General features: G+C 69.1%; 17 protein-coding genes and 1 tRNA gene. 6 read left to right on the plus strand and 12 right to left on the minus strand.

Features of this window, described 5'->3' with window-relative positions; translation table 11 throughout:
- Positions 1 to 85: 85 nt before the first annotated feature.
- The 3 genes from FCK90_RS06050 to FCK90_RS06060 form a co-directional block, all read right to left on the minus strand.
- Complete coding sequence (locus tag FCK90_RS06050) at positions 86 to 1,168, minus strand: lipid II:glycine glycyltransferase FemX (protein ID WP_158033398.1); 1,083 nt, start codon at positions 1,166 to 1,168, stop codon at positions 86 to 88.
- Between the two features lie 69 nt (positions 1,169 to 1,237).
- Positions 1,238 to 2,434 (minus strand): lipid II:glycine glycyltransferase FemX, encoded by a 1,197-nt coding sequence (locus FCK90_RS06055; protein ID WP_158033399.1) that lies wholly within the window; start codon positions 2,432 to 2,434, stop codon positions 1,238 to 1,240.
- A gap of 90 nt (positions 2,435 to 2,524) precedes the next feature.
- A complete protein-coding gene (locus FCK90_RS06060; protein ID WP_158033400.1) occupies positions 2,525 to 3,313 on the minus strand; it encodes a DeoR/GlpR family DNA-binding transcription regulator in 789 nt (262 codons plus the stop codon).
- 236 nt (positions 3,314 to 3,549) lie between these two features.
- On the opposite strand from FCK90_RS06060, the gene FCK90_RS06065 reads away from it, so the two are divergent.
- The 3 genes from FCK90_RS06065 (at position 3,550) to FCK90_RS06075 (ending at position 8,076) form a co-directional block, all read left to right on the plus strand.
- Positions 3,550 to 5,349 (plus strand): ABC transporter ATP-binding protein, encoded by a 1,800-nt coding sequence (locus FCK90_RS06065; RefSeq protein ID WP_158033401.1) that lies wholly within the window; start codon positions 3,550 to 3,552, stop codon positions 5,347 to 5,349.
- Complete coding sequence (locus tag FCK90_RS06070; RefSeq protein WP_158033402.1) at positions 5,346 to 7,343, plus strand: ABC transporter ATP-binding protein; 1,998 nt, start codon at positions 5,346 to 5,348, stop codon at positions 7,341 to 7,343. The genes FCK90_RS06065 and FCK90_RS06070 overlap by 4 nt, the downstream gene beginning before the upstream one ends.
- Before the next feature lie 130 nt (positions 7,344 to 7,473).
- Complete coding sequence (locus FCK90_RS06075; RefSeq protein ID WP_158033403.1) at positions 7,474 to 8,076, plus strand: TIGR03085 family metal-binding protein; 603 nt, start codon at positions 7,474 to 7,476, stop codon at positions 8,074 to 8,076.
- 137 nt (positions 8,077 to 8,213) lie between these two features.
- Here FCK90_RS06075 and FCK90_RS06080 read toward each other — a convergent pair.
- Together FCK90_RS06080 and FCK90_RS06085 are read right to left on the minus strand one after the other, a co-directional pair.
- Positions 8,214 to 8,289: transfer RNA gene (locus tag FCK90_RS06080), tRNA-Thr, on the minus strand.
- 115 nt (positions 8,290 to 8,404) lie between these two features.
- Positions 8,405 to 9,256 (minus strand): DsbA family protein, encoded by an 852-nt coding sequence (locus FCK90_RS06085; RefSeq protein WP_158033404.1) that lies wholly within the window; start codon positions 9,254 to 9,256, stop codon positions 8,405 to 8,407.
- A 256-nt stretch (positions 9,257 to 9,512) separates the two neighbouring features.
- Here FCK90_RS06085 and FCK90_RS06090 point away from each other — a divergent pair, with 256 nt between their 5' ends.
- Genes FCK90_RS06090 through FCK90_RS06100 form a run of 3 tightly spaced genes read left to right on the plus strand, consistent with a single transcriptional unit; the run spans position 9,513 to position 13,439 of the window.
- Positions 9,513 to 11,114 carry an alpha,alpha-trehalose-phosphate synthase (UDP-forming) gene (locus FCK90_RS06090; RefSeq protein ID WP_158033405.1) on the plus strand — a complete coding sequence of 534 codons (1,602 nt, stop codon included), beginning with the start codon at positions 9,513 to 9,515 and terminating at the stop codon, positions 11,112 to 11,114.
- Entirely contained in the window at positions 11,114 to 11,950 is an 837-nt protein-coding gene (gene otsB / locus FCK90_RS06095) for a trehalose-phosphatase (protein WP_158033406.1), read from the plus strand. The genes FCK90_RS06090 and otsB overlap by 1 nt, the downstream gene beginning before the upstream one ends.
- A gap of 25 nt (positions 11,951 to 11,975) precedes the next feature.
- Complete coding sequence (locus FCK90_RS06100) at positions 11,976 to 13,439, plus strand: DUF4032 domain-containing protein (protein ID WP_246180030.1); 1,464 nt, start codon at positions 11,976 to 11,978, stop codon at positions 13,437 to 13,439.
- Between the two features lie 22 nt (positions 13,440 to 13,461).
- Here the strand turns inward: FCK90_RS06100 and FCK90_RS06105 are convergent, their stop codons facing one another.
- The 7 genes from FCK90_RS06105 to FCK90_RS06135 form a co-directional block, all read right to left on the minus strand.
- Positions 13,462 to 14,301, minus strand: a complete 840-nt coding sequence (locus FCK90_RS06105) for a MurR/RpiR family transcriptional regulator (RefSeq protein ID WP_158033407.1) — start codon at positions 14,299 to 14,301, stop codon at positions 13,462 to 13,464.
- Entirely contained in the window at positions 14,298 to 15,596 is a 1,299-nt protein-coding gene (locus tag FCK90_RS06110) for an allantoate amidohydrolase (protein WP_220433284.1), read from the minus strand. The genes FCK90_RS06105 and FCK90_RS06110 overlap by 4 nt, the downstream gene beginning before the upstream one ends.
- Positions 15,593 to 16,777, minus strand: coding sequence for a pyridoxal-phosphate-dependent aminotransferase family protein (locus FCK90_RS06115; RefSeq protein WP_220433285.1), 1,185 nt, complete (start codon positions 16,775 to 16,777; stop codon positions 15,593 to 15,595). Before FCK90_RS06115 ends, FCK90_RS06110 begins: the two co-directional genes overlap by 4 nt.
- 101 nt (positions 16,778 to 16,878) lie before the next feature.
- The gene (gene allB, locus FCK90_RS06120; RefSeq protein WP_158033409.1) at positions 16,879 to 18,297 is read right to left on the minus strand and encodes an allantoinase AllB; all 1,419 of its coding nucleotides are present in this window, start codon (positions 18,295 to 18,297) and stop codon (positions 16,879 to 16,881) included.
- On the minus strand, positions 18,294 to 19,685 hold the full coding sequence (locus FCK90_RS06125) for a nucleobase:cation symporter-2 family protein (RefSeq protein ID WP_158033410.1): 1,392 nt from the start codon (positions 19,683 to 19,685) through the stop codon (positions 18,294 to 18,296). The genes allB and FCK90_RS06125 overlap by 4 nt, the downstream gene beginning before the upstream one ends.
- A 271-nt stretch (positions 19,686 to 19,956) precedes the next feature.
- Positions 19,957 to 21,609, minus strand: coding sequence for an AtzH-like domain-containing protein (locus FCK90_RS06130; RefSeq protein WP_220433286.1), 1,653 nt, complete (start codon positions 21,607 to 21,609; stop codon positions 19,957 to 19,959).
- Positions 21,606 to 22,778 carry an acetamidase/formamidase family protein gene (locus FCK90_RS06135; protein WP_158033411.1) on the minus strand — a complete coding sequence of 391 codons (1,173 nt, stop codon included), beginning with the start codon at positions 22,776 to 22,778 and terminating at the stop codon, positions 21,606 to 21,608. The genes FCK90_RS06130 and FCK90_RS06135 overlap by 4 nt, the downstream gene beginning before the upstream one ends.
- Positions 22,779 to 22,864 lie beyond the last annotated feature (86 nt).

Consider the following 22,864-nt stretch of genomic DNA (forward strand, 5'->3'; position numbering starts at 1 on the left):
ATGCGCCTGGGGAACGCCTCTGCCCGGCCTTGGCCGACGCAGTGCGGTTCCTGACCTTCCGGCGCCTGGACGGGCGAGCGCCCGCTCAGTAGAACGGCTCGTTGCGGGAACGCACCCAGAGCTGGCGCATGACCTTCTCGGCGGCGCGGTTCCAGATCGCGACCTTCGCCGAGCTGATCTCCTGGTCCCAGACACCCACGTAGTCGATCGCGCTCCTGGTGAAGGAGGTCTTGAACATCCCCATCCCGTGGAAGGGATGCTCCTTGTCCTTGAGCTGATCCGCCGGAGGGGTGCCGCACAGGTCGTAGTCGGTGATCCCGTAGTCGTTCTTGAGGTCGTTGATCGCCGTCCACTGCACCAGGTGGGCGTCGCCCGGCTGCTTGCGCCGGGGCTTGGAGCCGCCGTCCTTGTACGTGCCGTGCTTGCCGTAGTTCACCACGAAGGCGCCGACGGAGGCCTCGCCGTCCTCGTAGGCGAAGTACAGCCGTCCCTGCCCCGCCTGGGCGAAGTTGGACCAGAACCGGCGGTAGTATTCGTAAGGACGCAGGGTGATGTTGGCCTGGCCCTGGCGCACGGTGTGCATGAGGGAGTACATGGTCTTCATGCCCTCCTCGTCGACCGGCACTCGTTCCACGCGGGCCTCGTCGCGGATGGCGCGGCGCAGCTTGTTCCGCCCGTTGCTCTGCATCCCCTTGAGGATGGCCTCGGAATCGCGATCGGTGTCCAGCAGCGCGGTGTGGTCGTTCGGCTGGATGATGGAGGACTGGACCAGCCCCGCCGCCTCGAACGTCTGCCGGGCCTCCTCGGAGGCTTCGAAGACGGGCTCGTACTTGACCAGGAAGACGTTCCTGGCGTTGTCCCGGACGAAGGACTCCATGGCCCGGGCGAAACCCACCATGTCGTTGACCGTCTCCACGGACGGCCCCTTCACCACGTACCAGACCCGGCCCAGGGCCGGCACCGACTTCTCCAGGACCAGGCTGTAGACGGCCTGAGAACCGTCCGCGGGCTCATGCACCAGGTGGACCGGCCGCCAGCCGTGGTGCTTCTTGACATCGGCGAAGGACGCCGACTGCAGCATGTCCCCACCGCGCGGGTTCGCGATGACGTGTGTATCCCAGTCTGCGACTTCCTGCGTCGTCGCAAAGCGCGCTGTGAACTCTCGCAAAGTCTTCTCTCTCGGATTCTCGGAAAGGTTGGATCGGATGGGCCGGGCCCGCACCGGAGTGCGGTGATCTCAGTACCAGTTCTCGCCGTGGCGCTTGAGGTGCACGCGCAAGAGCGCGCCTTCGCCGCCCGCGGTCCAGGCCTTGTATTTCAGCCTGTTCAGCGGGAGGTCCCAGCAGCCCACGAAGTCCGTGACGTGGTCGTTGAAACCGGTCTTGAACTGCCCCACACCGTACAACGGGTGGTCGGTGTCCTTCAGCCGGTCCGAAGGAGGCGAGGAGCACAGGTCGTACTCGGTGGCGCCGTGCTCCTTGAGCCAGCGGATGGATTCCACGACCGACAGGGCCGGTACCCCGCGGACGGGCTGCTTGCGCAGGGACGCGGCGTCCTTGCGGGAGCCCTTATGCCCCAGCAGCATCACGAAGTCGCAGCACACCACCTTCCACGAGGAACCGTCGTCGCCGGGGGCGGGGGTAGTTCCAGAGGGGGCCTCAGCGCCGGCCTCGGGGGCGTAGCCGAAGACGAAGCATCCCTGCCCGGCCTCGGCATGGCGCTTCCACATGGATTTGTAGTACTCGCGGTTGCGCAGGCTGAACCGCCCTTCGGCGGTCTGGGCGAAGAGGTCGAGGAAGATCTCGCAGTTCTCCTCGTCGACCGGGACCACCTTGGCCACGGCCCCGCCCTTCCGCGCCCTGCGGATGTTGTAGCGGGTCCCCCGGCTGAAGCCCGCCTCGATCGTGTCGAGGTCCTCGGTGATGTCCAGGATCACGGTGGAGCCGTTGGGCTGCACGTTCCAGGTCTCCTCGAGCCCCGCGTGGGTCAGCGCAGCGCGGTTGGCCACGGTGTCCTCGATCTCCGGCTCGACCTTGAGCAGGAACGCCCCGTGACGGGAGGCCAGCTCACCGATCGCATGGGCCACGTCGACCGTGTCGGCCACCGATGTGGTGCCAGGCCCCTTGGGCGCATACCAGACGGCACCGACCCCGGGGACGGTCCTGCTCAGCACGGTCACGGCGACCTCGCCCCGTGGGGTGTCGACGACGACGAACAACGGGTCCCACCCGAATGCGCCCTTGTGCTCGGCGAACGCCGGCCCCTGGAACACGTTCCCGCCGTCGGGGTTGCCGATCAGGCGATCCGTCCACTCCCCGGCCGAGGCCTCGACCACGCGCGCCGTGGCCGTCATGGGGCCGGAGCGCCCCGGGGTGTTCCGGCCCAGGGGGTGACGGCTGCCCGGCAGGACGCGCGGGATTCTGGGCAGTGGCATCGAAGATCTCACCTCGTGGATAGACAGCTTCTCTGTGCGTAACCGTACCGGGTCGCATGCTTCCCCGGCGGTCGCGGAACGCCGCTCTGATCATGCGACGATCACCTCGACCCCGCCGTCCTCCAGCGCCCTCGCAAGGCGCCCCGCCGGGGCTGCGTCGGTGATCAGCACATCCACCTGGGCGAAGGTGGCGAAGCGGGCGAAGTTCTCGTGATCGTGCTTCTCGGCGTCGCAGAGCACCACCACCTTGCGGGCCGAGTTGACGATCGCCGTTTTCACAGCCGCCTCCGGAAGCTCGGGCGTGGAGAAACCGAAGCCCGCCGCCACGCCGTTGCAGCCCAGGAAGGCGATGTCGCAACGGTAGCGGGAGTACTGCTCGGCCGTGAACACTCCGGAGGCGGCCCAGGTCAGGGTGCGCACACGACCGCCCACCAGTTCGAGCAGGATCTCCGGCTGGTCCGCCAGACGACCCGCGACGTGCAGGGCGTGGGTCATCACCAGGAGCTGCTGGTCCGCTGGATTCGCCTGCCGACTGGCCAGGGCGTCGGCCAGGGTCTCGACGGTGGACCCGGCGTCGAGCGCGACGCTCGTCGCCTCCATGAACTCGAGGTACTCCAGCGCCGCCGCGGCGATGCGCCGCTTGGCGGGGGTCTTGAGCGTCTCCCGGGTGTCCAGCGACTGCTCGACCGAGTCCGTGCGCGCCAGGGACACCGCGCCGCCGTGAACACGGCGCAGGACGCCTTCGGATTCCAGGGCGGCCAGATCGCGCCTGATGGTCTCCATCGTCACCGCGAAACGCCGCGCCAGATCCGCACCGCTGACCCGGCGGGTTGCTCCCACGAGCCGCGCGATCTCCGCCTGACGTTCCTCGGCAAACATTGAGCCCCTCTCCTGTTCCGGCATCCTCTCATTCTGCCGCCACCGGGCCCCTGGGCGGGTACCGACAGCCTGCAATGCACTCGTACCGCTCAAGGCGTAGAGTTCTACCGCTTCAAGCATCTTCCAATATCACCTGCGCAGTCAGCGACTCTCCTCCACTTGTTGTCACTTGCGGTCAGGTTCTGTCCGCTCGTCGCCATACCGTGAGCGTCGTTCCCAGAATTCCGGAGTCAGTTGTGCTGCTACGCCTCATCCGCACCTATACCGGCAGGTACCTGCCGTGGGTCGTCGCCGTCGTGGCCCTGCAGCTCGTCGCGTCGTTGGCCATCCTGGTGCTGCCCGCGCTCAACGCCCGGATCATCGACCAGGGCATCGCCCGCGGGAACACGGAGGTCATCGCCACCACCGGCATGCTCATGCTCGGTGTCACCCTGCTGCAGGCGATGGCCGCGATCTCCGCCGTCTACTGCGGTGCACGAGCCGCCATGGGCACCGGCCGCGATCTCCGCCGCGCCGTCCAGCGCTCGGTGGCCGGCTTCTCCGACCTCGAGGTCGAGAAGTTCGGGGCGCCCTCGCTGATCACCCGCGGCACCAACGACGTCCAGCAGGTGCAGATGCTGGTCCTCATGGGCCTGAACCTCATGGTGGCCGCCCCCTTGATGAGCGTCGGCGGCATCATCATGGCCGTGCGGGAGGACCCCGGACTGTCCTGGCTGCTATGGGTCTCCGTCCCCCTCCTGGCCGCGCTGATCGGCGTGATCGTAGTGCGCCTGATGCCCATGTTCCGCAAGATGCAGGCCCGGATCGACGACATCAACGGGGTGCTGCGTGAGCAGGTGGTCGGCCTGCGCGTCGTCCGCGCCTTCGTACGGGAGGACTACGAGAAGAAGCGCTTCGCCACCTCGAACGACGCCCTGGCCGGCATCTCGCTGCGCATCGGCGAGCTGTTCGTGCTGATGTTCCCCCTGATCATGATGATCCTGCACCTGGCCACCGCGGCCGTGGTCTGGTTCGGGGCCCAGCGCATCGAGGCCGGCCAGCTGGAGGTCGGCGGGATGACCGCTTTCATCCAGTACCTGCTGCAGATCCTGATGGCCGTCATGATGGGCGTGTTCATGCTCATGATGGCCCCGCGGGCGATCGTGTCGGCCGAGCGCATCGGGGAGGTCCTCAAGACCCGGACCACCCTGCACGAGCCCACGGCTCCGGTGACCCCGGAGCACGCACGGGGCGTCGTGGAGTTCCGGGACCTGAGCTACCGCTACCCGGGGGCGGAGAAACCCGTCCTGGCCGGCATCGACTTCACGGCCTCCCCCGGCACCACCACTGCGATCATCGGCTCCACCGGATCCGGCAAGTCCACCCTGCTCAACCTGGTACCCCGGCTCTACGATCCCACCGGGGGTCAGGTGCTCCTGGACGGGGTCGCCCTGACCGACCTGGAGCGCGAGCAGATCGTGAGCCGGGTGGCGGCAGTGCCGCAGAAGCCGTACCTGTTCTCCGGGACGGTCGCCTCCAACCTCCGTTTCGGCAATCCGGAGGCCACCGACGACGAGCTCTGGGCCGCCCTCGAGACCGCCCAGGCCGCGGACTTCGTGCGCGCCATGCCCGAGGCCCTGGAGAGCAACATCTCCCAGGGCGGCACCTCCGTGTCCGGCGGGCAGCGCCAGCGGCTCTGCATCGCCCGGGCCCTGGTGGCCAAGCCGCTGGTCTACCTGTTCGACGACTCCTTCTCGGCCCTGGACGTCGCCACGGACGCCCGGCTGCGCACCGCGCTGAAGCCCGTGACCGCCGAGGCGACCATGATCATCGTGGCCCAGCGCGTGTCCACCGTGGTGGACGCGGACCAGATCCTCGTGCTCGAGCACGGCCGGATCCAGGCACGGGGCACGCATCACGAGCTGCTGGAGCGCTCGTCCACCTATCGCGAGATCGTGCAGTCCCAGCTCAACCCCGAGGACTCGCCCCTGGAGGCCAGCTCGGCGCACGGAACCGACCGCGCCGGAAACACCCCATCACCGGAGGCACGCTCATGAGCCACCCAGACCAGAGCACCGGGGCAGAGGCCGGCGACCGCCGCGAGCTTCCGGACGGGCCCGACGGCGAGTTCGAGGGCAACGACGACATCGAGGTCCTCGGCGAAGGCGTGGCCCCGGGCAAGAAGGCCAAGCACTTCTGGCCCACGGTCCGCCGGATGGCCGGGCTCTTCGCCGGGCACAGGTTCGGCATGATCCTGGTGACCACATTCATCACGGTCTCGGTGGTCCTGGCCGTCCTGGCGCCGCAATACGTCGGCCGGGCCACCGACGTCGTGTTCGCCGGCGTGCTCCAGCGGGACCTGCCGACGGACTCCACCCAGGCCGACGTGGTGAGCGGCCTGCGCGCGGAGGGGAACGACTCCCTGGCGGACGTCTTCGCCGCCATGGACCTGGTGCCCGGCCAGGGCATCGACTTCCATCGCCTCGGCATGCTCATCATCCTGGTGCTGGCCATGTACGCGGGGGCCTCGATCCTGCAGTGGGCCCAGGGATGGGTGCTGAACAAGATCTCCGTGGTGATCATCCGGGACCTGCGCGAGAACGTGGAGACCAAGCTGCACCGCCTGCCGTTGAGCTATTTCGACACCCGTCGCCGCGGTGAGGTCATGTCCCGCGTGACCAACGACGTCGACAACGTCCAGACCACGTTGCAGCAGACCTTCTCGTCGCTCCTGGAGTCGACCATGAGGGTGCTGGGCATCGTGATCATGATGTTCATCCTCTCGTGGCAGCTCGCGCTGGTCGCATTGATCGCGCTGCCCCTCTCCGCCGTGGCCGCGGGCGTGGTGGGGTCACGGGCCCAGAAGCACTTCGGGCGGCAGTGGGCGGCCACCGGGGCCCTGAACGGCCAGATCGAGGAGGACTTCTCCGGGCACCGTCTGGTGACCATCTTCGGCCGGGAGGAGTCCATGGCCGACGCATTCGACGAGCGCAACGACCACCTGTACGAGGCATCCTTCAAGGCGCAGTTCGTCTCCGGCACCATCATGCCGATCATGCAGTTCGTCAGCTGGTTGTCCTACGTGGGGATCGCCGTCGTCGGCGGACTGCGCGTGATCTCCGGCCAGATGACCCTCGGGGCGGCGACGGCTTTCATCCAGTACTCGCGCGAGTTCACCCAGCCCCTGTCCCAGGTGGCGGGGATGGCCACCCAGCTGCAGTCCGGCGTGGCCTCCGCCGAACGGGTCTTCGAGCTGCTGGACGCCGACGAGCAGGAGCCCGACCCCGCGGTGGCACAGCTTCCGGCGGAGACGGAGGGCCGCGTGCGCTTCGAGGACGTCAGCTTCTCCTACACCCCCGGGGTGCCGCTGATCGAGGAACTCTCCTTCGAGGCGCACCCGGGCCACACGGTGGCCATCGTCGGGCCCACGGGCGCCGGCAAGACCACGCTGGTGAACCTGGTGATGCGCTTCTACGAGCTCGACGCCGGCCGGATCACCCTGGACGGCACGGACATCACCGCCATGACCCGCGGGCAGCTGCGCTCCCGCGTGGGCATGGTGCTCCAGGACGCCTGGCTCTTCGAGGGCACCATCCGGGAGAACATCCGCTACGGGCGGCTGGACGCGACGGACGAGGAGATCGAGGCCGCCGCCGTCGCCACCTCTGTGGATCGTTTCGTGAGGTCCCTGCCGGACGGCTACGAGACGGTCATCGAGGACGACGGCGGGAACATCTCCGCGGGCGAGCGCCAGCTCATCACCATCGCCCGGGCCTTCCTGGCGGCCCCGGCCCTGCTGATCCTGGACGAGGCCACGTCCTCCGTGGACACCCGGACCGAGGTCGCCGTGCAGAAGGCGATGGCGGCGCTGCGCGAAGGCCGGACGTCGTTCGTCATCGCCCACCGACTGTCCACCATCCGGGATGCGGACACGATCCTGGTGATGAACGAGGGCCGCATCGTGGAGCAGGGCGACCACGAGACCCTGCTGGAGCAGCGCGGAGCCTACTGGGATCTCTATCGCAGTCAGTTCCAGGAGGGCAAGGTCTAGGGACGGCCCCGAACAGGGCGCGGCTAGTGTCCATCCGGCGATGGGGCTAACGTGGAGACCACGAGCCAGGCACGACGCCCCGGCGCGTCCTGGCTACCCCTATCGGCCCTGATCGGGCAGAGGAGTAACCGTGACCAATTTCGCCGTCGTTGAACGCCGCCATCTGGCCGCCCTGTTGCGGCGGGTGGGCCCGGATGCCCCTACCCACTGCGAGGGCTGGAACACCCATGATCTGGCCGTTCATCTCGTGGAACGCGACTCGCGGCCGGACATCGTCGTGGGCAAGAAGGTTCCCAAGCTGCCGTTCCTGGGCAAGCGGGCGGAGGCCGGCGACAGCGCCCTGTACGCCCTGCCGTGGAACGAGCTCGTGGCCAAGGTCGAGAAGCCGGCACTGCTCTCCCCTGCCCGCGTAGGCCCCGTGGACAAGAGGATGAACACCGCGGAGTTCTTCGTCCACCACGAGGACGTCCGCCGGGCCCAGGAGACGTGGCACCGGCGGCAGCTCCTGCACGATGAAGAGAAGGACCTCTGGAGCGCTTTGCAGCTGCTGGGCAAGCCCCTGCTGCGCAACGAGGAGGATTCGATTCTGCTGGTGGCCTCCGGATACGGATCCATCAGCGGCGGCAAGGGCAGGTCCAAGCGCGTGAAGCTGGTGCGCGGCAACCCGTCGGAGCTCCTGCTGTGGACCTACGGCCGGCGTGAGGCCGCGGAAGTGGTCATCACCGAGGAGTGAGCCGCCGCCCCCGGCCGGCCCTGGCCGGGGCCAGAGCCGCACCATGAGGGCAAGAAAAGGCCGGACCCACCATCGTGGGTCCGGCCTTTCCCGTGCCTTCTCGCCGGTCATGCCTCCGGCGGCTTCTCCGGAGTTCCTGGAGCCCCCTACCGGATTCGAACCGATGACCTGCTGTTTACAAGGCAGCTGCTCTACCAACTGAGCTAAGGAGGCGTGTCCCGCATATGGAACCCGCCCATGATAGCCGCTGGGCTACCGGGGTTCACATCCGCGGGACGTCCGATGGCGCTGCCGGCGGAGCGGTCCGCCCGGCAGCGCCATCGCCGGATCAGCCTTCGCCGTCCTGGGCGGCTTCGACGGCGTCCTTGATGCCCTGCTCCTGATCCCACACGGTGCCGTCGATCATCACGGTCGGGGTGCCGCCGATCCCGTTGGCCTGCGACAACGCGGTGGTGTAGTTGACCATGGTCCGCCATTCCCCGGAGTCCACGGCCTCGGAGATGTCGGCACCGTGGTTGCTGGCGATGTCGACGATCTGCTGGTCGTCCAGGCCCCCGGTGCCCTGGTGCTCGAACAGCTCGAGCTGGAAGTCCATGGCCTCCTGGACGCCCGCCTGATCCGCGACGGCGTAGAACGCGTTGGCCGCCCGCGACGAGTAGTTGGTGGCGTTGTCCAGGAAGTTCACGGTCCGATACTCGATCGTGGCGTCACCGGAGTCGACCAGGTCCGTGATCTCGTCCCCGTACTGGTGCTCGAAGTCCGCGCAGTGCACGCAGTCGAAGTCCTGCCACACCACGATCTGCACCGGATCGCCGGAGTCGGCGGCGGTGCCCGGCTCCACGACACCATCGGCGTCGGGTTCGGCCGGCGGGGTCTCGGGTGCCGACGGCACGCTGGTGACATCCACCTCCTGGACGTCGGAAGTGTCCTTCTCGATGCCGTCAGCGGTCATCACGATGCCGCCGTACTGGTTGGAGCTCGAGGGGACGGGGCCGGAGTCCGCCACGCGCTGGGATCGCACCTGCCAGACCACCAGAAGGGCGATCACCAGGACGATGACCACCAGCAGGGCGATGCCGCCGATGAGCAGCTTGCGCTGCCGGGCATCCGATCTGGCATGCCTATCCGCGATCTGGCGGGCTTGCGCCCGGAAGTCGTTGGGGTCGGTCTTGTTCGCCATGAGTCCTCTTCAAGAATCTGCGGGGATCGGGCCGGGCGGCCGGGGCCGAGCGGCGCACAGTACATAGGTCGCGTGGTGCTGGGGGAAGAATATCGGTCTTCGTCGTTCAGGCGGTGCCCAGAAACCGTGGTTGCCGCCGCCGCAGACGGCAGCGTCGCTGCGCCGTCGTCCGGATCCCCCGGGCCGACGGGCTCGCCGAGGATATGGCCAGTAGACTGATCAGTGAACAAGCCCACGGTTGCACGAGGAGTTTGTAATGAGCCCGTCCGACACCCAGCAGCATTCCGAAGGATCCCAGTACGACTTCGTGGTGGTCTCCAACCGCCTCCCGGTGGATCGCGTCACCGACGACGACGGGTCGAGCACGTGGCGTCGCTCCCCGGGCGGTCTGGTCTCCGCGATGGCCCCGGTCATGGCCAGCAACGACGGCGCCTGGGTGGGCTGGTCCGGTGGCGCCGACGAGCACCTGGACCCCTTCGACCACGATGTCTTCCACCTGGTACCCGTCCCCCTCTCCGCGCAGGAGGTCGAGCGGTTCTACGAAGGCTTCTCGAATGCCACGCTGTGGCCCCTGTACCACGATGTGATCGCTCCCCCGGAGTTCCACCGCACGTGGTGGAACGCCTACAAGGAGGTCAACCGGCGCTTCGCGGAGGCGGCCGCGGCCACGGCCGCCGACAGCGCCACGGTATGGGTCCAGGACTACCAGCTGCAGCTGGTCCCGCGCATGCTGCGGCAGCTGCGCCCGGATCTGACCATCGGGTTCTTCGACCACATCCCGTTCCCGCCGCTGGAGATCTTCGCCCAGCTGCCGTGGCGCCGCTCCGTGCTGGAAGGACTGACCGGCGCCGATCTGGTCGGCTTCCAGCGCCCGGGCGACGCCCAGAACTTCATGCGGTGCGTCAGGCGCTACATGGGGGTGAACTTCCGTCATGGTCAGGCCGTCGTCGGCCCGGAGGTCACCTCGACGGCCTTCACGCAGCCCGATCCCGCCGTGGACCCGGACAAGCCCGCCGCGGACACGCCGGAGGAGACGGCCTCATCCGCGGAGGACGCCGGCAGCTGGACGCTGAAGGTCGCCTCCTACCCCATCTCCATCGACGTCGAGGCCATCCGGAGCATGGCCGCCAAGCCTGAGACCAGGAAACGGGCCGAGGAGATCCGGCGCGAGCTGGGCAATCCGGACACCGTGTTCCTGGGCGTGGACCGGCTGGACTACACCAAGGGGATCGTGCACAGGATCAAGGCCTACGGGGAGCTCCTGGAGGATGGGTCGCTGGAGGTGGGCCAGGACGTCCTGATCCAGGTGGCCTCGCCGTCGCGGGAGCGCGTGGACTCCTACAAGCTGCTGCGCGAGCAGGTGGAAGGCACGGTGGGCCGGCTCAACGGCCAGTTCGACACCATGGAGCACACCGCCATCAGGTACCTGCACCACGGCTATCCCTTCGCGGAGATGGTCGCGCTGTACCTGGCCACCGACATCATGCTCGTGACCTCGCTGCGCGACGGCATGAACCTGGTGGCCAAGGAGTACGTGGCGGCCAAGCACGACGGCTCCGGTGCGCTGGTGCTCTCCGAGTTCACGGGTGCGGCCGAACAGCTCAAGCAGGCCATCCTGGTCAACCCGCACGATATCGACGAGCTCAAAGAGCTGATCATGTACGCCAAGAACATGCCCGAGGACCAGGGCCGTCGCCGGATGCGGGCCATGCGGCGCCAGGTGCTGACCCACGACGTGAACGACTGGCAGCACAAGTTCCTCACGGACCTTGCGGGTCTGCGCGGCGACGGCGATGATCCTCACGTGGGAGACGAGAGCACCGGACCCGCCGAGGGCTCATCGAGTACGGAGGTGTGATGACTCAGGACAACGCAGCGCTGTCGGCCGAGGACCCGGCCTTCCAGGAGAGGTTCACGGCGGCTCTGGAACGTGCGGCCGGCGCCCCCAGACTGCTGGTGGCCCTGGACTTCGACGGCACCCTGGCGCATTTCACCACCGACATCGCCGCCTCCCGGGCGGTCCCCCGGGCCGAGGAGGCCCTGCAGAGGCTCGCCAGGCTCGACGACACCTGGGTGGGGGTCATCTCCGGACGCACCATGGACTTCCTGCACAGCGCCGTGGACCCCGACCACCGCATGCTGCTGTCCGGATCCCACGGCGGGGAGTACGACCTCAGCGTGCTGGGCGATGGCGCGGCGAGTTCCGGCATCGAACTCGACACGGATCAGGCCGGTCTCCTGCAGAAGGCCCAGGAGGCCACGGCGGCCATGGTCGAGCGCTACCCCGGTTCCACCGCGGAATTGAAGCCCGCAGGGGTGGCGTTCCATACCCGCACCATGCACCGGCCCGAGCTGTCCGACGAGGCGCTCGCCGCCATGCTCTCCGCCTACTCCGGCATGGAGGGCCTGCGGATCACCCCGGGCTCGATGGTGATGGAATGCTCCGTGCTGACCTCGGACAAGGGCGAGGCCGTGGCCGCCCTGGTCGAGGCCGTGGAGCCCGATGTCACGATCTTCGCCGGCGACGACGTCACGGACGAGCATGGCCTGGAGGTCCTCCGGGAAGACGACCTGGGCATCAAGGTCGGCCCCAAGGACACGGTGGCCCCGTTCCGGGTGGCCGACCCGGATGCCATGGGAGAGGTCCTCCTGCAGCTCGCGGCATTGAGGGAGAACCACCTCGGCGGCGGGTGAACCCTTCCGTGTACGCTGATCAATCATGCAGAGCTCGAACTCAGGCTCCCCGGCCCGGTTGCCCTGGGAGACCTCCCGCACCGCGGACGCGCCCGCGGTTCCCGCGCCCATGAGCGAGGACGCCGGCGCCCCGGACGAGGCTGCGGGCCCCCACCGGGAGGCGCCGGCGAGCGCGCCCTTACGCCGGGTCAAGATCCAGACCGGCTTCCCCCAGCCCGAGCTGCTCGATCTGCCCTGGTCCGTTCCCCTGGCCGAGTGGCCCGACGACGTCCTGGTGGCCTACCCCCGGGGCATCAGCCGTCACGTGGTGCGTTTCGCCCAGGTGGGCGACCGGGTGCTGGCGGCCAAGGAGACCACGGCACGCAATGCCGCCCGCGAGTACGACCTCCTGCGCCGGCTGCGTCAGCTCGGCACCCCGGGCGTGGTTCCCGTCGCGGTGGTCACCGACCGGCACACGGCCGACGGCGAGGAGCTGCCGGCCGTCCTGCTGACCAAGCACATGGACTTCTCGCTGCCCTACCGGGTGCTGTTCTCGGAGCATCCGGACGCGGTGATCGCCGACAAGCTGGTGGACGCCCTGGCCCTGCTCCTGGTCCAGCTGCATCTGGCGGGCTTCTACTGGGGAGATGTCTCCCTGTCCAACACCCTCTTCCTGCGCGATGCCGGCCGGTTCGCCGCCTGCCTGGTCGACGCCGAGACGGGCGAGATCCACCCGCAGCTGACCTCCGGCCAGCGCAGCTACGACCTTGAACTGGCCCGCACCAATGTGGCGGGAGAGTTGATGGATCTGCTGGCAGGGTTCGAGGACGAATCCCACGACGGCCCCCCGCTGGACCCGTCCATGACCACCGGGGAGAAGTCGCATTACGAACCCGCGGCCGCGACTTCGGCGCTGCCGCAGATCATGTCCTCCTCCGCCCCCGTCCCGGTGGATCCTTTCGCCACGTCCGAGCGGATCGTGGAGACCTACGAGAAGCTGTGGGAGGCGCTGACCGGCGAGGAGGAGTTCCCCCACGAGCAGAAGTGGCGCGTGGCCGAGCGGGTCAAGCACCTCAACGATCTGGGGTTCGATGTGGAGGAAGCCTCCCTGGACACCGACGACGAGGGTCATGTCCACCTGATCCCGCGTGTGGTCGAACCGGGCCACCACTCCAGGCATCTGCACAACATCACGGGGATGAACGCCCGCGAGAACCAGGCCCGGCGGATCCTCACCGACATCGCCCAGTTCGGGCGCGCCCTCTACCCCGGGCTGCCCGAGGACATGACCGGGTCGCTGTGGATGCAGGAGGTCTACTCCAAGATCATGTCCGCGGTCCCGGACGACCTGCGCGCCAAGCGGGAGCCAGCCGAGATCATCCACGAGGTCCTGGAGCACCGCTGGTTCCTCTCCGAGCGCCTCCGGGAGGACGTCCCCACCTCGCAGGCGGTCGAGGACTACGTCGAGTCGCAGCTGCGCGCCCGCCCCGACGAGCAGATGATGCTCTGACGGCGGTTCGCTGCCCGAGGTCCTAGCGGAGTTCGAGTTCCTGGAGGGCTTCGAAGAGCTCCGTGGCCCGGTCCACGCGCTCCGCCGCGGGTTCCCCGCCGTCACGCAGTACGGCATCAGCCAGCCAGGCCACCAGCGAGAACGCCGTGGCATAGGAGTCGAAGGCACCGGCCCGGTCGACGGGGCATTCCAGCCAGTACCGTACCGAGCCCGCCAGTGCGCGGGCGGTGCCGTCGGCGATCAGCAGCACGGGTACCCCGGCCAGCCCGCATCCGTGCAGTGCCGCCTCGAATACCCGGGGACGACGGCGGAACCCCACTGCCACCACCAGGTCCTCCGGTCCCACGTCCATGAGCTCCTCGCTCAGGGTCTGACCGGGTGCCGGTGCCATGCGGACGCCGGGCCGGGCCTGCTGCAGCTGCGTACGCAGGTGCAGCGCGACCGGATAGGAATTGCGCCAGCCGATCACGAGGATCTGCCGGGCACGCAGAATCGCCTGGGCGGCCTCCTCCAGACGATCCGTGCGCTCCGGGGTGAAGACCGCCTCCAGATTGCGGCGCTCGTCGGCCACGTGCTCGGTGGCGCCGGCTTCGGTTCCTGCGGCTACGGCGGCCGGCACCGGGACGCCCTGGTAGCGGCGCATCCGCGCCAGTTCCTTGACCTCGCTGGATGATTCGAAGCCCAGATGGCGGTACAGCCGGGAGAACGTCGCCCGGGACACCCCGGCGACCTCGGCCAGCTCGGCGGAGGAGTACACGGCGAGGTCGTCCAGGTGGGCCAGGACGACGTCGGCCGCACGCTGCTCCTGCGGTGTCAGCCGCGCGTACCCGGCGGTGATGCGGTCCGCGATCTGCTGTTTCATGGCCGGCCGTCCGCCGGTGCTCTCCCGGCACGAACCCGCTCGGCCAGGGACCACACGGTGGCCTCCAGCGCATCCAGGCCGGCGGCGACGTCCTCCACCAGAACCGACTCGTTCGGGTGGTGGCTGATCCCGTCCTCGCAGCGGACGAAGATCATCCCGATGTCCGTCACGGCGGCCATGGCCATGGCGTCGTGCCCGGCTCGCGACCACAGGCGCATGGGGGCATCGTCCCCGGTGGCCGCGATGCCGTCCACGACCGCGTCCATGACCCAGGGCGCGCACGTGACGGTCGGGGCGGAGTGGATCTGCTCCCAGGTCAGGGTCAGCCCGCGGGAGGCGCAGGTCGACTCGATCTCCTGCAGGATCCTGGTCCAGGTGCGAGCCTGCAGGGCGTCGTCCGCGGCGCGCAGGTCCAGGGAGAAGTCCACCCGCCCGGGTACCACGTTGACCGCGCCCGGGTGGGCCTCCAGCTGGCCCACCGTGGCGATCACACCGGTCTCCCGGCCGATCCGCTCGATGGCCTGGACCGCGATGGCCGCCCCCACCAGGGCGTCCTTGCGCCGGGCGTACGGTGTGCCCCCCGCATGGCGGGCGTCGCCGTGGATCTGCAGGGCGAGCCGGCGGGCTCCGGCGATCGCGGTCACCACGCCGAGGCTCTGATCGGCCGCCTCCAGGAACGGGCCCTGCTCGATGTGGATCTCCAGATAGGCCACCACGTCCTCGGCGCGCTTGGCCGCCGTCGCCACCTGTGAGGGGTCCAGGCCGAAGTCGCGGAACGCCTGTTCCAGGGTGACGCCGTGCTCGTCCTCCAGGTCCATCCACCCTTCGTTCCAGCTGCCCGCCATGGCGCGGGAGCCGAGCAAGGTGGCCCCGAAACGCACCCCTTCCTCGTCCCCGTAGGCGCACACCTCGACGGCGAACGGCAGCTCTCCGGCACGGTCCCTGAGCCGCCGGGCCACGGCGATGCCGCTGAGCACGCCGAGGATGCCGTCGTAGCGCCCGGCGTTGGGCACGGTGTCCAGGTGGGAGGCGATGACCACCGCCGGCAGCCCCGGCTCCGAGCCCTCCATCCGTCCGATCAGCGTCCCCGCGGGATCCACCCGCACCTGCATGCCGGCTTCCTTCATCCACTCCGCGGCCAGTGCGTTGTGCTTGGCGTGCTCCGGGGTCAGGTAGGTCCGCTCGATGCCGTGGCGCAGGAAGGAGATGGCGGCCAGCTCATCGCAGCGATCCATCACCTCCTGGGCGTCGGGGCGCGCACCGGAGGGCGGGGGGAAGGATTTCTCCGGGCTCATGCCGCGTCCTGATAGTGCTCGAGCGCGGTAGCCGTACCCGCCCCGGCCACCACGGACACCCCGGCGGCCCTCAGGACGGACTCCATCACGGACAGGGTGGTCATCACCGCGTCCCGCCGAGCGTTGTATCCCATGGTCCCGATGCGCCAGACCCGGCCGTGCAACGGCCCGAACGAGGTGCCGATCTCGATGCCGTAGTCGGAGAGGATCGATGCCCGGACGGCATCCCCGTTGATTCCCTCGGGGATGAGAACGGCCACCACGTTGTTCATCCGGTGCTCCTGGTCCCCGAAGAGCTCCAGCCCCAGCGCCGCGAGGCCCGAGGCCATCGCGTGGCCGTGCAGCGCGTGCCGGGCCACCGCCCTGTCCATTCCCTCCTGGGTCAGAAGGCGCGCGCATTCGCGGGCACCGTAGAGCATGGAGGTGGCCTCCGTGTGGTGGTTCAGCCGCTGCGGGCCCCAGTAGTCCATGATCTGGGCCAGGTCGAAGTAGTTGGAGCGGATGACGGGCCCCGGGCCGGCGGTGGAGCCGTCCGCGATCCCGGCCTCGACGTGACGTCGCGTGCGGATCTTCTCCACGGCACGGTCCGACAACGTGATCGGGGAGGAACCGGACGGGCCCGCAAGGCATTTCTGCAGGCCGGCGGTGACCGCGTCCAGACCCCAGTCATCCGTGCGCAGCTCGTTGCCTGCCACGGAGGCGGTCACATCGGTGTAGAGCAGCACGCCGTGGCGGCGGCAGATCTCGCCCAGATCCTCCAGCGGCTGGTTCATGGTGGTCGAGGTGTCCCCTTGGACCACGGCGAGAACCGAGGGACGTTCGGCCACGATGGCCTGTTCGATCTGCTCCGGTGTGAAGACCTGGCCCCACTCGGTCTCGATCGTGACCACATCCGCGCCGATGCGCTCGCCGATCTCCTTCAGGAGCAGGCCGAACCGCCCGAAGACCGGGACCAGGACCTTCTCACCGGGCTCGACCAGGGATACCAGCGCCGCCTCGATACCGGCTCTGGAGGTGCCATCGATCAAGAACGTCCATTCGTTCTCGGTCTGGAAGACATCACGGTAGAGGGCCATCGTCTCGTTCATGGTCTCCGTCATCCAGGGGTCGTACTGTCCCACCAGTGCAGCGGACATGGCCCGTGTGACCCGTGGGTCGGCGTTGATGGGCCCGGGGCCCATGAGGAGACGGTGCGGTGGATTCACGGGTGCTTGAATCGGCGTGTGCATTGGGGTCCCTCCTGAGGGTTGCGAGATGGGCCCGGGTTTCCGGGGGCCGTGGGTCAGTGTGCGAGCAGGATCTCCCGGCCGCTCGGCGGCGCCAGCCGGACATGGTCCGCTCCGTCGGGGCCGGCCTCGCGGACGGCGACGATCTGGCCCCGGAGCACGGTGAGGACGGGGGCGCCGGTGACCTGCAGACCGTCGTAGGCGCTGATCGGGTTCTTGTGCTGCAGATCCCGGGCGTGGACCGCCCAGGCGTGGGACGGGTCCCAGACGGTCAGATCGGCGAAGGCGCCGGGCTCGATGCGGCCCCTGTATCGCAGCCCCACCAGGTCGGCGGGATTCCGCGAGGTCCACCGGGAGACGTCCTCGAGGGTGTATCCGCGGCTGAGCGCGCCGGCGATGGTGGCCGTCATCCCCACCTGGAGGCCGGAGATCCCGCCCCATGCCCGCATCAGGTCGCCGTTGCCCGCGAACTTCTCCTCCGCGGTGGCCGGTGAGTGATCGGAGACCACCATGTCGATCAGCCCCTCCCCCAGGGCCTGCCACAGCGCCTCGCGGTTGCCGGAGTCGCGTACCGGCGGGCAGCACTTGAACTGGGGCGCAGCATCCGGGATGCTCTCGGCCGCGAGCGTGAGGTAATGCGGGCAGGTCTCGACCGTCAGGGGCAGGCCCTCGTCCCTGGCGTCGGCGATGAGCTCGAGGGCCGTGGCCGCCGAGAGGTGCAGGACATGCGTGCGGCATCCCGTCTCCCGCACGCCGTCGATGAGGGCCCTGATCGCCTCCTCCTCCGCCCGTTCCGGCCGGGTGAGCAGGAAGTCCGCGAACTTCGACGACGGCGGGGGGTTGTCCACGAGGTGCTGGGGCGCCTCGGCGTGCACGACCAGCAGTCCGCCGAATCCGGCGATCTCCCGCATGGCCCGCAGCACCTGATCCTCGTCGAGAGGGGGGAACTCCTCCACCCCCGAGGGCGAGGTGAAGCACTTGAAGCCCGCGGCCCCGGCTTCCCACAGCTCCTCCAGGCGGCCCAGGGAGGAAGGGATCGCCCCGCCCCAGAAGCCCGTGTCGACCGAGAGCTGCCCCAGGGAGGCGTCGAGCTTCACGTCCAGCGCCCTGACGGAGACCGTGGGCGGGATCGAGTTCAGCGGCATGTCGATCACGGAGGTGATCCCTCCGGCCGCAGCCGCCCGGGTACCGGTCGCGAACCCCTCCCAGTGGGTGCGCCCCGGTTCGTTCAGGTGCACATGGGTGTCCACGCCGCCGGGGAGCAAGGTCCTCCCGGCGGGTATCACCAGGTCCGCCTCGGCCCGGTCGGCCGCGGTCAGCTCGTTCGACGGGGTGACCGACCCGATGCGCCCGTCCCCGTCGATCAGCAGCTTGACGGCACTGATACCACCGGGAAGCACCGCGGCCTCGGCCACGATCGTGCGCGGAAGGCCCCCTATGGCCGGCTCCGGCCAGGATCCGGTCCTCGTGTTCATGCGTGTTCTGTTCCAGTCTCTGCGCTCTCGGTCCGCTCCGATCCCAGGGCACGATCATCGACCTTGTGCGCCGAGGCCGGCATCACGTGGTGGAAGAGCATGTTGAGGATGAAGGCGGTGATCGCCGCCGCCGAGATCCCGGAGTCGAACACCGTTGCCACGGCCTCCGGGAACTCGTCGTAGAAGGTCGGAACGGCGATCGGTATCACGCCCATGGCGATCGACGTGGCCACGATCAGCTGGTTGGAGTTCTTGGACCAGTCGATATTGGTCAGGGTGCGGATGCCGGAGGCGGCGACGGAGCCGAAGAGTACGATACCGACTCCGCCCAGCACCGGGAACGGGACGGAGGCGATCACCCGGCCCAGTACGGGCAGCAGCCCCAGGACCACCAGCATCGCGCCACCGGCCACCACCACGAAACGCGACTTGATGCCGGTCATGGCGATCACCCCGACGTTCTGGGCGAACGCGGTGGCCGGGAAGGTGTTGAACACCGGCGCGAGGGTGGAGGCGAGCATGTCGGCGCGCAGCCCGTCCGCTACGCGGCGTGAGTCGACCTTGGTACCCACGATCTCGCCGACCGCCAGCACGTCCGCGGTGGTCTCGGTCATGATCACCAGGATCACGATGATCATCGAGATGATCGCACCGGCCTGGAAGGTCGGCATCCCGAAGGCCAGGGGTTCGGGCAGGGCGAAGATGTTCCCCTCGAGGACCCCGGAGAAGTCGGCCAGTCCGAACGGCACCGCGGCGAGAGAGCCCACCACGATCCCCACCAGCACCGCCATCCGGGAGATGGCCGGGACTCTCGAGCAGATCAGGGTCACCACCAGGGTGAAACCGCCCAGCAGGATGAACTCGACGGAGCCGAAATCGGGGCTTTCGGCGTCGTTGCCCATCAGCCAGCGCACGGCCACCGGCAGCAGGGAGATGCCGATCACCGTGATGATGGTGCCCGTGACCACGGACGGGAAGAACCGCACCACCCTGGAGAACACGGGGGCGATGACCAGTCCGAACAGCCCGGCGACGATGATCGCCCCGAACACCGCCTGGATGCCTCCGCCGGTGGACACCACGGCGGTCATGGTGGACACCGCTGCGAAGGAGATGCCCTGTACCAGCGGAAGGCGCGATCCGAAGAACGGGATGCCCCATGCCTGCAGCATGGTGGCCGCCCCGGAGACGAAGAGCGCGGAGGCCACCAGGAGGCCGACCTCCGCGGTGGACATCCCCGCCGCTCCGCCCACGATCAGCGGCACGGAGACGACACCGCCGTACATGGTCAGGATGTGCTGCAGTCCGTAGAGGAGCGTCCGCCCCAGGGGCAGCCGCTCGTCCTCGGGGGAGACGGGCGGGGCTTCGTTCTGAATCGATGTGCTCATTGGCGCTGATTTCCAGTGGAAGGAGGTGCAGGAGCGGGGCTCTGGGGCCGCGGCAGCCGGGGCTTGCCGGAGCTGGAACAGGTGTTTCAGCCGCTGTGCGTTTCACGGTATGGGCCGATGCGTTCACGGCGATTGCCTGGAGGTAACCGCCGTGTTTCAAGGGCCCATCCACGCGAAACCAGCATTTCAGCTAGTCAGAGCGGAAACTCGTGCTAGTCGCGCTTCGTAGGACGACCGGATCCTGCGCTATCGGGGTTTACCGCAACGCCTGTCACCCCCGGATGGAGGCGGCACGCCGCACGAGGGCCAGGTCGGAGCCGGGCGGTCCGATCAGGCACATGCCCGCGGGAAGCCCCGCCTCCGTGGCCAGGGGGACGGAGACCGCGGGAAGTCCCGCCAGCCCGGCCAGGCTGGTGAGCGCCATGGTCGCCGCCCGGGCGGCTTCGATCACCGGGCCGCCCGCAGCCGCCTCCGTGCTCATGGGTGCGACGGAGGAGGCCGAGGGGATCACCACCACCCGGTCGCCGATGAGTTCCCTCAGGTGCTGTTTGAGGGCCTTCGCCCGCGCCCCGGCTTCCCGCAGCTCGTCGGCCCTCCGCTCACTGGCCGCCTGGAAGCGTCCCGAGACGTCGGGCGCGAGCCGGTCCCAGTGCTGGGAGACCCAGGCGCCGTGATTGGCCCAGGCCTCCCCCGCCTGCACGGCCTGCAGGACCTTCCGCAGCGTCTGGGCCTCTTCCGGCCGCACTCCGGTCTCCTCGATCGCGCCGGCTTCCCGGGCGGCCTCGCGCACGGCCACGGCGACGTCGTCGTCGGCCAGTGCCAGCATGCCGTCGAACACGACCAGCGGCCCGGCGGCCGCGGCCTCGACCGGCCCGGAATAGGCCTCGTCCAGCGCCCGGGCCGCCATGACCCGGGTGACCTCGGTCAGCAGCTCGGGCCCACGGGTCATCCACCCCACCGTGTCGAAGGACTGGGCCAGGGGAAGCAGTCCCTCCCTGGAGATCATGCCGTGCGTGGTGCGCAGTCCCCACAGCCCCTGGTAGGCGGAGGGCACCCGGATCGATCCTCCCGTGTCCGTCCCCAGCCCGATATCCGCATGCCCTGATGACACGGCGGATGCAGAGCCCGACGAGGATCCGCCGGAGATCCGGTAGGGCGCCTCGGGATTGGGCGGTGTCCCGTAGTGGGTATTGGTGCCCGCCAGCGAATAGGCGAACTCGTCGGTGCGGGCGATGCCCTTCACCTGCGCGCCCGCGTCCAGGAGGGCCTCCACCGCGGCGGCGTGCGCCGGTTCTGCCTCCGCCTCCTCGAGCCACGCCGGTGAACCCGCGCCGATCCGCTGACCGGCGACGGCGAAGAGGTCCTTGACGGCCACGGTCCTCCCGGCGAGTGGAGCTTCATCCGCCAGGTGTGGTAATTCACCGGATCCGTCGTCGGGCACGGCCGGGTTCGTGGGAACCAGGGGGTCGCCCACGAGGCGCCATATCCGGGTGTCCAGCGGGGCGGCGGGGATCGCCACGTGCGCGGCGGTGACCCGCCAGATCCCGCCGGAACGCTGCCAGACCTGGGTCTGCTGGCCGCGCCCGCCCTTGGCGGGACGCGTGATGGCGATCAGCAGCGCCGCGTCCGGGGCGAGATCACGGCGGTGCACCTCGCGAACCGTGCGCCGTGGCGCGCCGCCGCGGTTGCCGCGAAAGGCGCTGATCCGGTCATGGCCCACGAGCAGCCCGGCCGCATCGCCGCGCAACGTCCCGGGGTCATCGGCGAAGAGCTCCTCCATCGCGGCGACGTCGTTGCCCATCAGGGCCGCCTCGTAGGCCCAGAAGCGGAGCATGAGCTCGTCGTCCGCCGCTCCCCCGAACACGGGGACCTCGGGTGCGTACGGCACCCCGGGCAGTGGTTGCGTGCAGAAGGCGGCGGTCATCGGCTCACCCTTTCGAAGTCCGACTTGCGGATGCGCACATGGGCGCCGGTCACCAGGTCCACGACCTGGGAGATATTCACGTCTGCAGCCGCCGAGAGATAGGCATAGGCGTGCTCGGGGCTCATGGCGAACCTGGTGACCAGCAGGGAGATCGTGTTGCGGACGGCATGACGGACCGCCACCCTGAGGTCCTCGTCCAGTCCGGTGGGGACCAGCAGCTCCGGGGTCTCGACCAGGGGGGAGATCAGCTCCCCGAACTCCCGCGCGGCGGTTTCCGCGGTGACGAGCTCGAACCTGACGACGGCCCGCAGCGAGGCCTCCAGTGCGGTCAGGGCGACCTCCCCGTCCCCCTGGGCGAAATGCGGGTCGCCCACATACGCCATGGCTCCCGGAACCTGGACCGGGATGAGAATCGAGGAGCCCGCGGTGAGCAGCTTGACGTCGATATTGCCGCCGTGCGGACCGGGCGGGACGCTGTGCCGTCGCGCTCCAGGCGTGGCCACGCCCATGATCCCCAGGAAGGGTGCGGTGGGGAACCGCACCGTCGGCTCCGCCCCCTCGCGCGGAGCCATCCTGGCAGTCGAGGGATCCTCGGGATCCAGGTCGGCGAAGACGCTCACCGTCCCGGGGCTGCGGGGGTACTCCCCGACCAGGGCCCCACGGCCGTGGCGGTTGGACACGATCCCGTAGGGGACCCGCGCAGCGGTATCGACAAGGGTCATCCGCAGCAGATCCCCGGGCTGGGCGCCGCGGATCTCTATCGGCCCCGTCACCACGTGGGGGCCGTCGAGCTGCACGTCCCTGGTACGGGTCGCGGCCAGCCGCTGCGCGTCCTCCAGGACAGCCGACTCCGCAACACCGTGGGCCCCGAAGAACCGCACCGGGTCGGACCCCTGGTCGGCCAGGAGGCCCTCGTGGCTCAAGGTGTCGATGACCACCTCCTGACCGGGATCCACCGCCAGGACGGAGGGATCGTCCGCGTTCGGCAGCCTGCCCCAGAAGACCCTGGCCGGGTCAGAGGGCACGTATGCCAGGTCCGTGCCGGCTCCCGGGATGCCGTCGAGTCCCTCCCCGGCATTGAGGATCGTCGGCAGCCCCGGCTGCAGGGCGGATGGGCGCGACCGCCCGGGCGAGGCCGCCGTCGTCGGGTCGTCATTGCGTATGGTCATGAACCCAGGCTAGGGAGGTCGTTTTACCCGCGTGTTACCGCCGGACGACGAGATGAAACCGTTGTTTCACGGGTGCGGGCGGAAGC

It is taken from the genome of Kocuria coralli, assembly GCF_008831305.1.
GTDB lineage: Bacteria > Actinomycetota > Actinomycetes > Actinomycetales > Micrococcaceae > Kocuria > Kocuria coralli.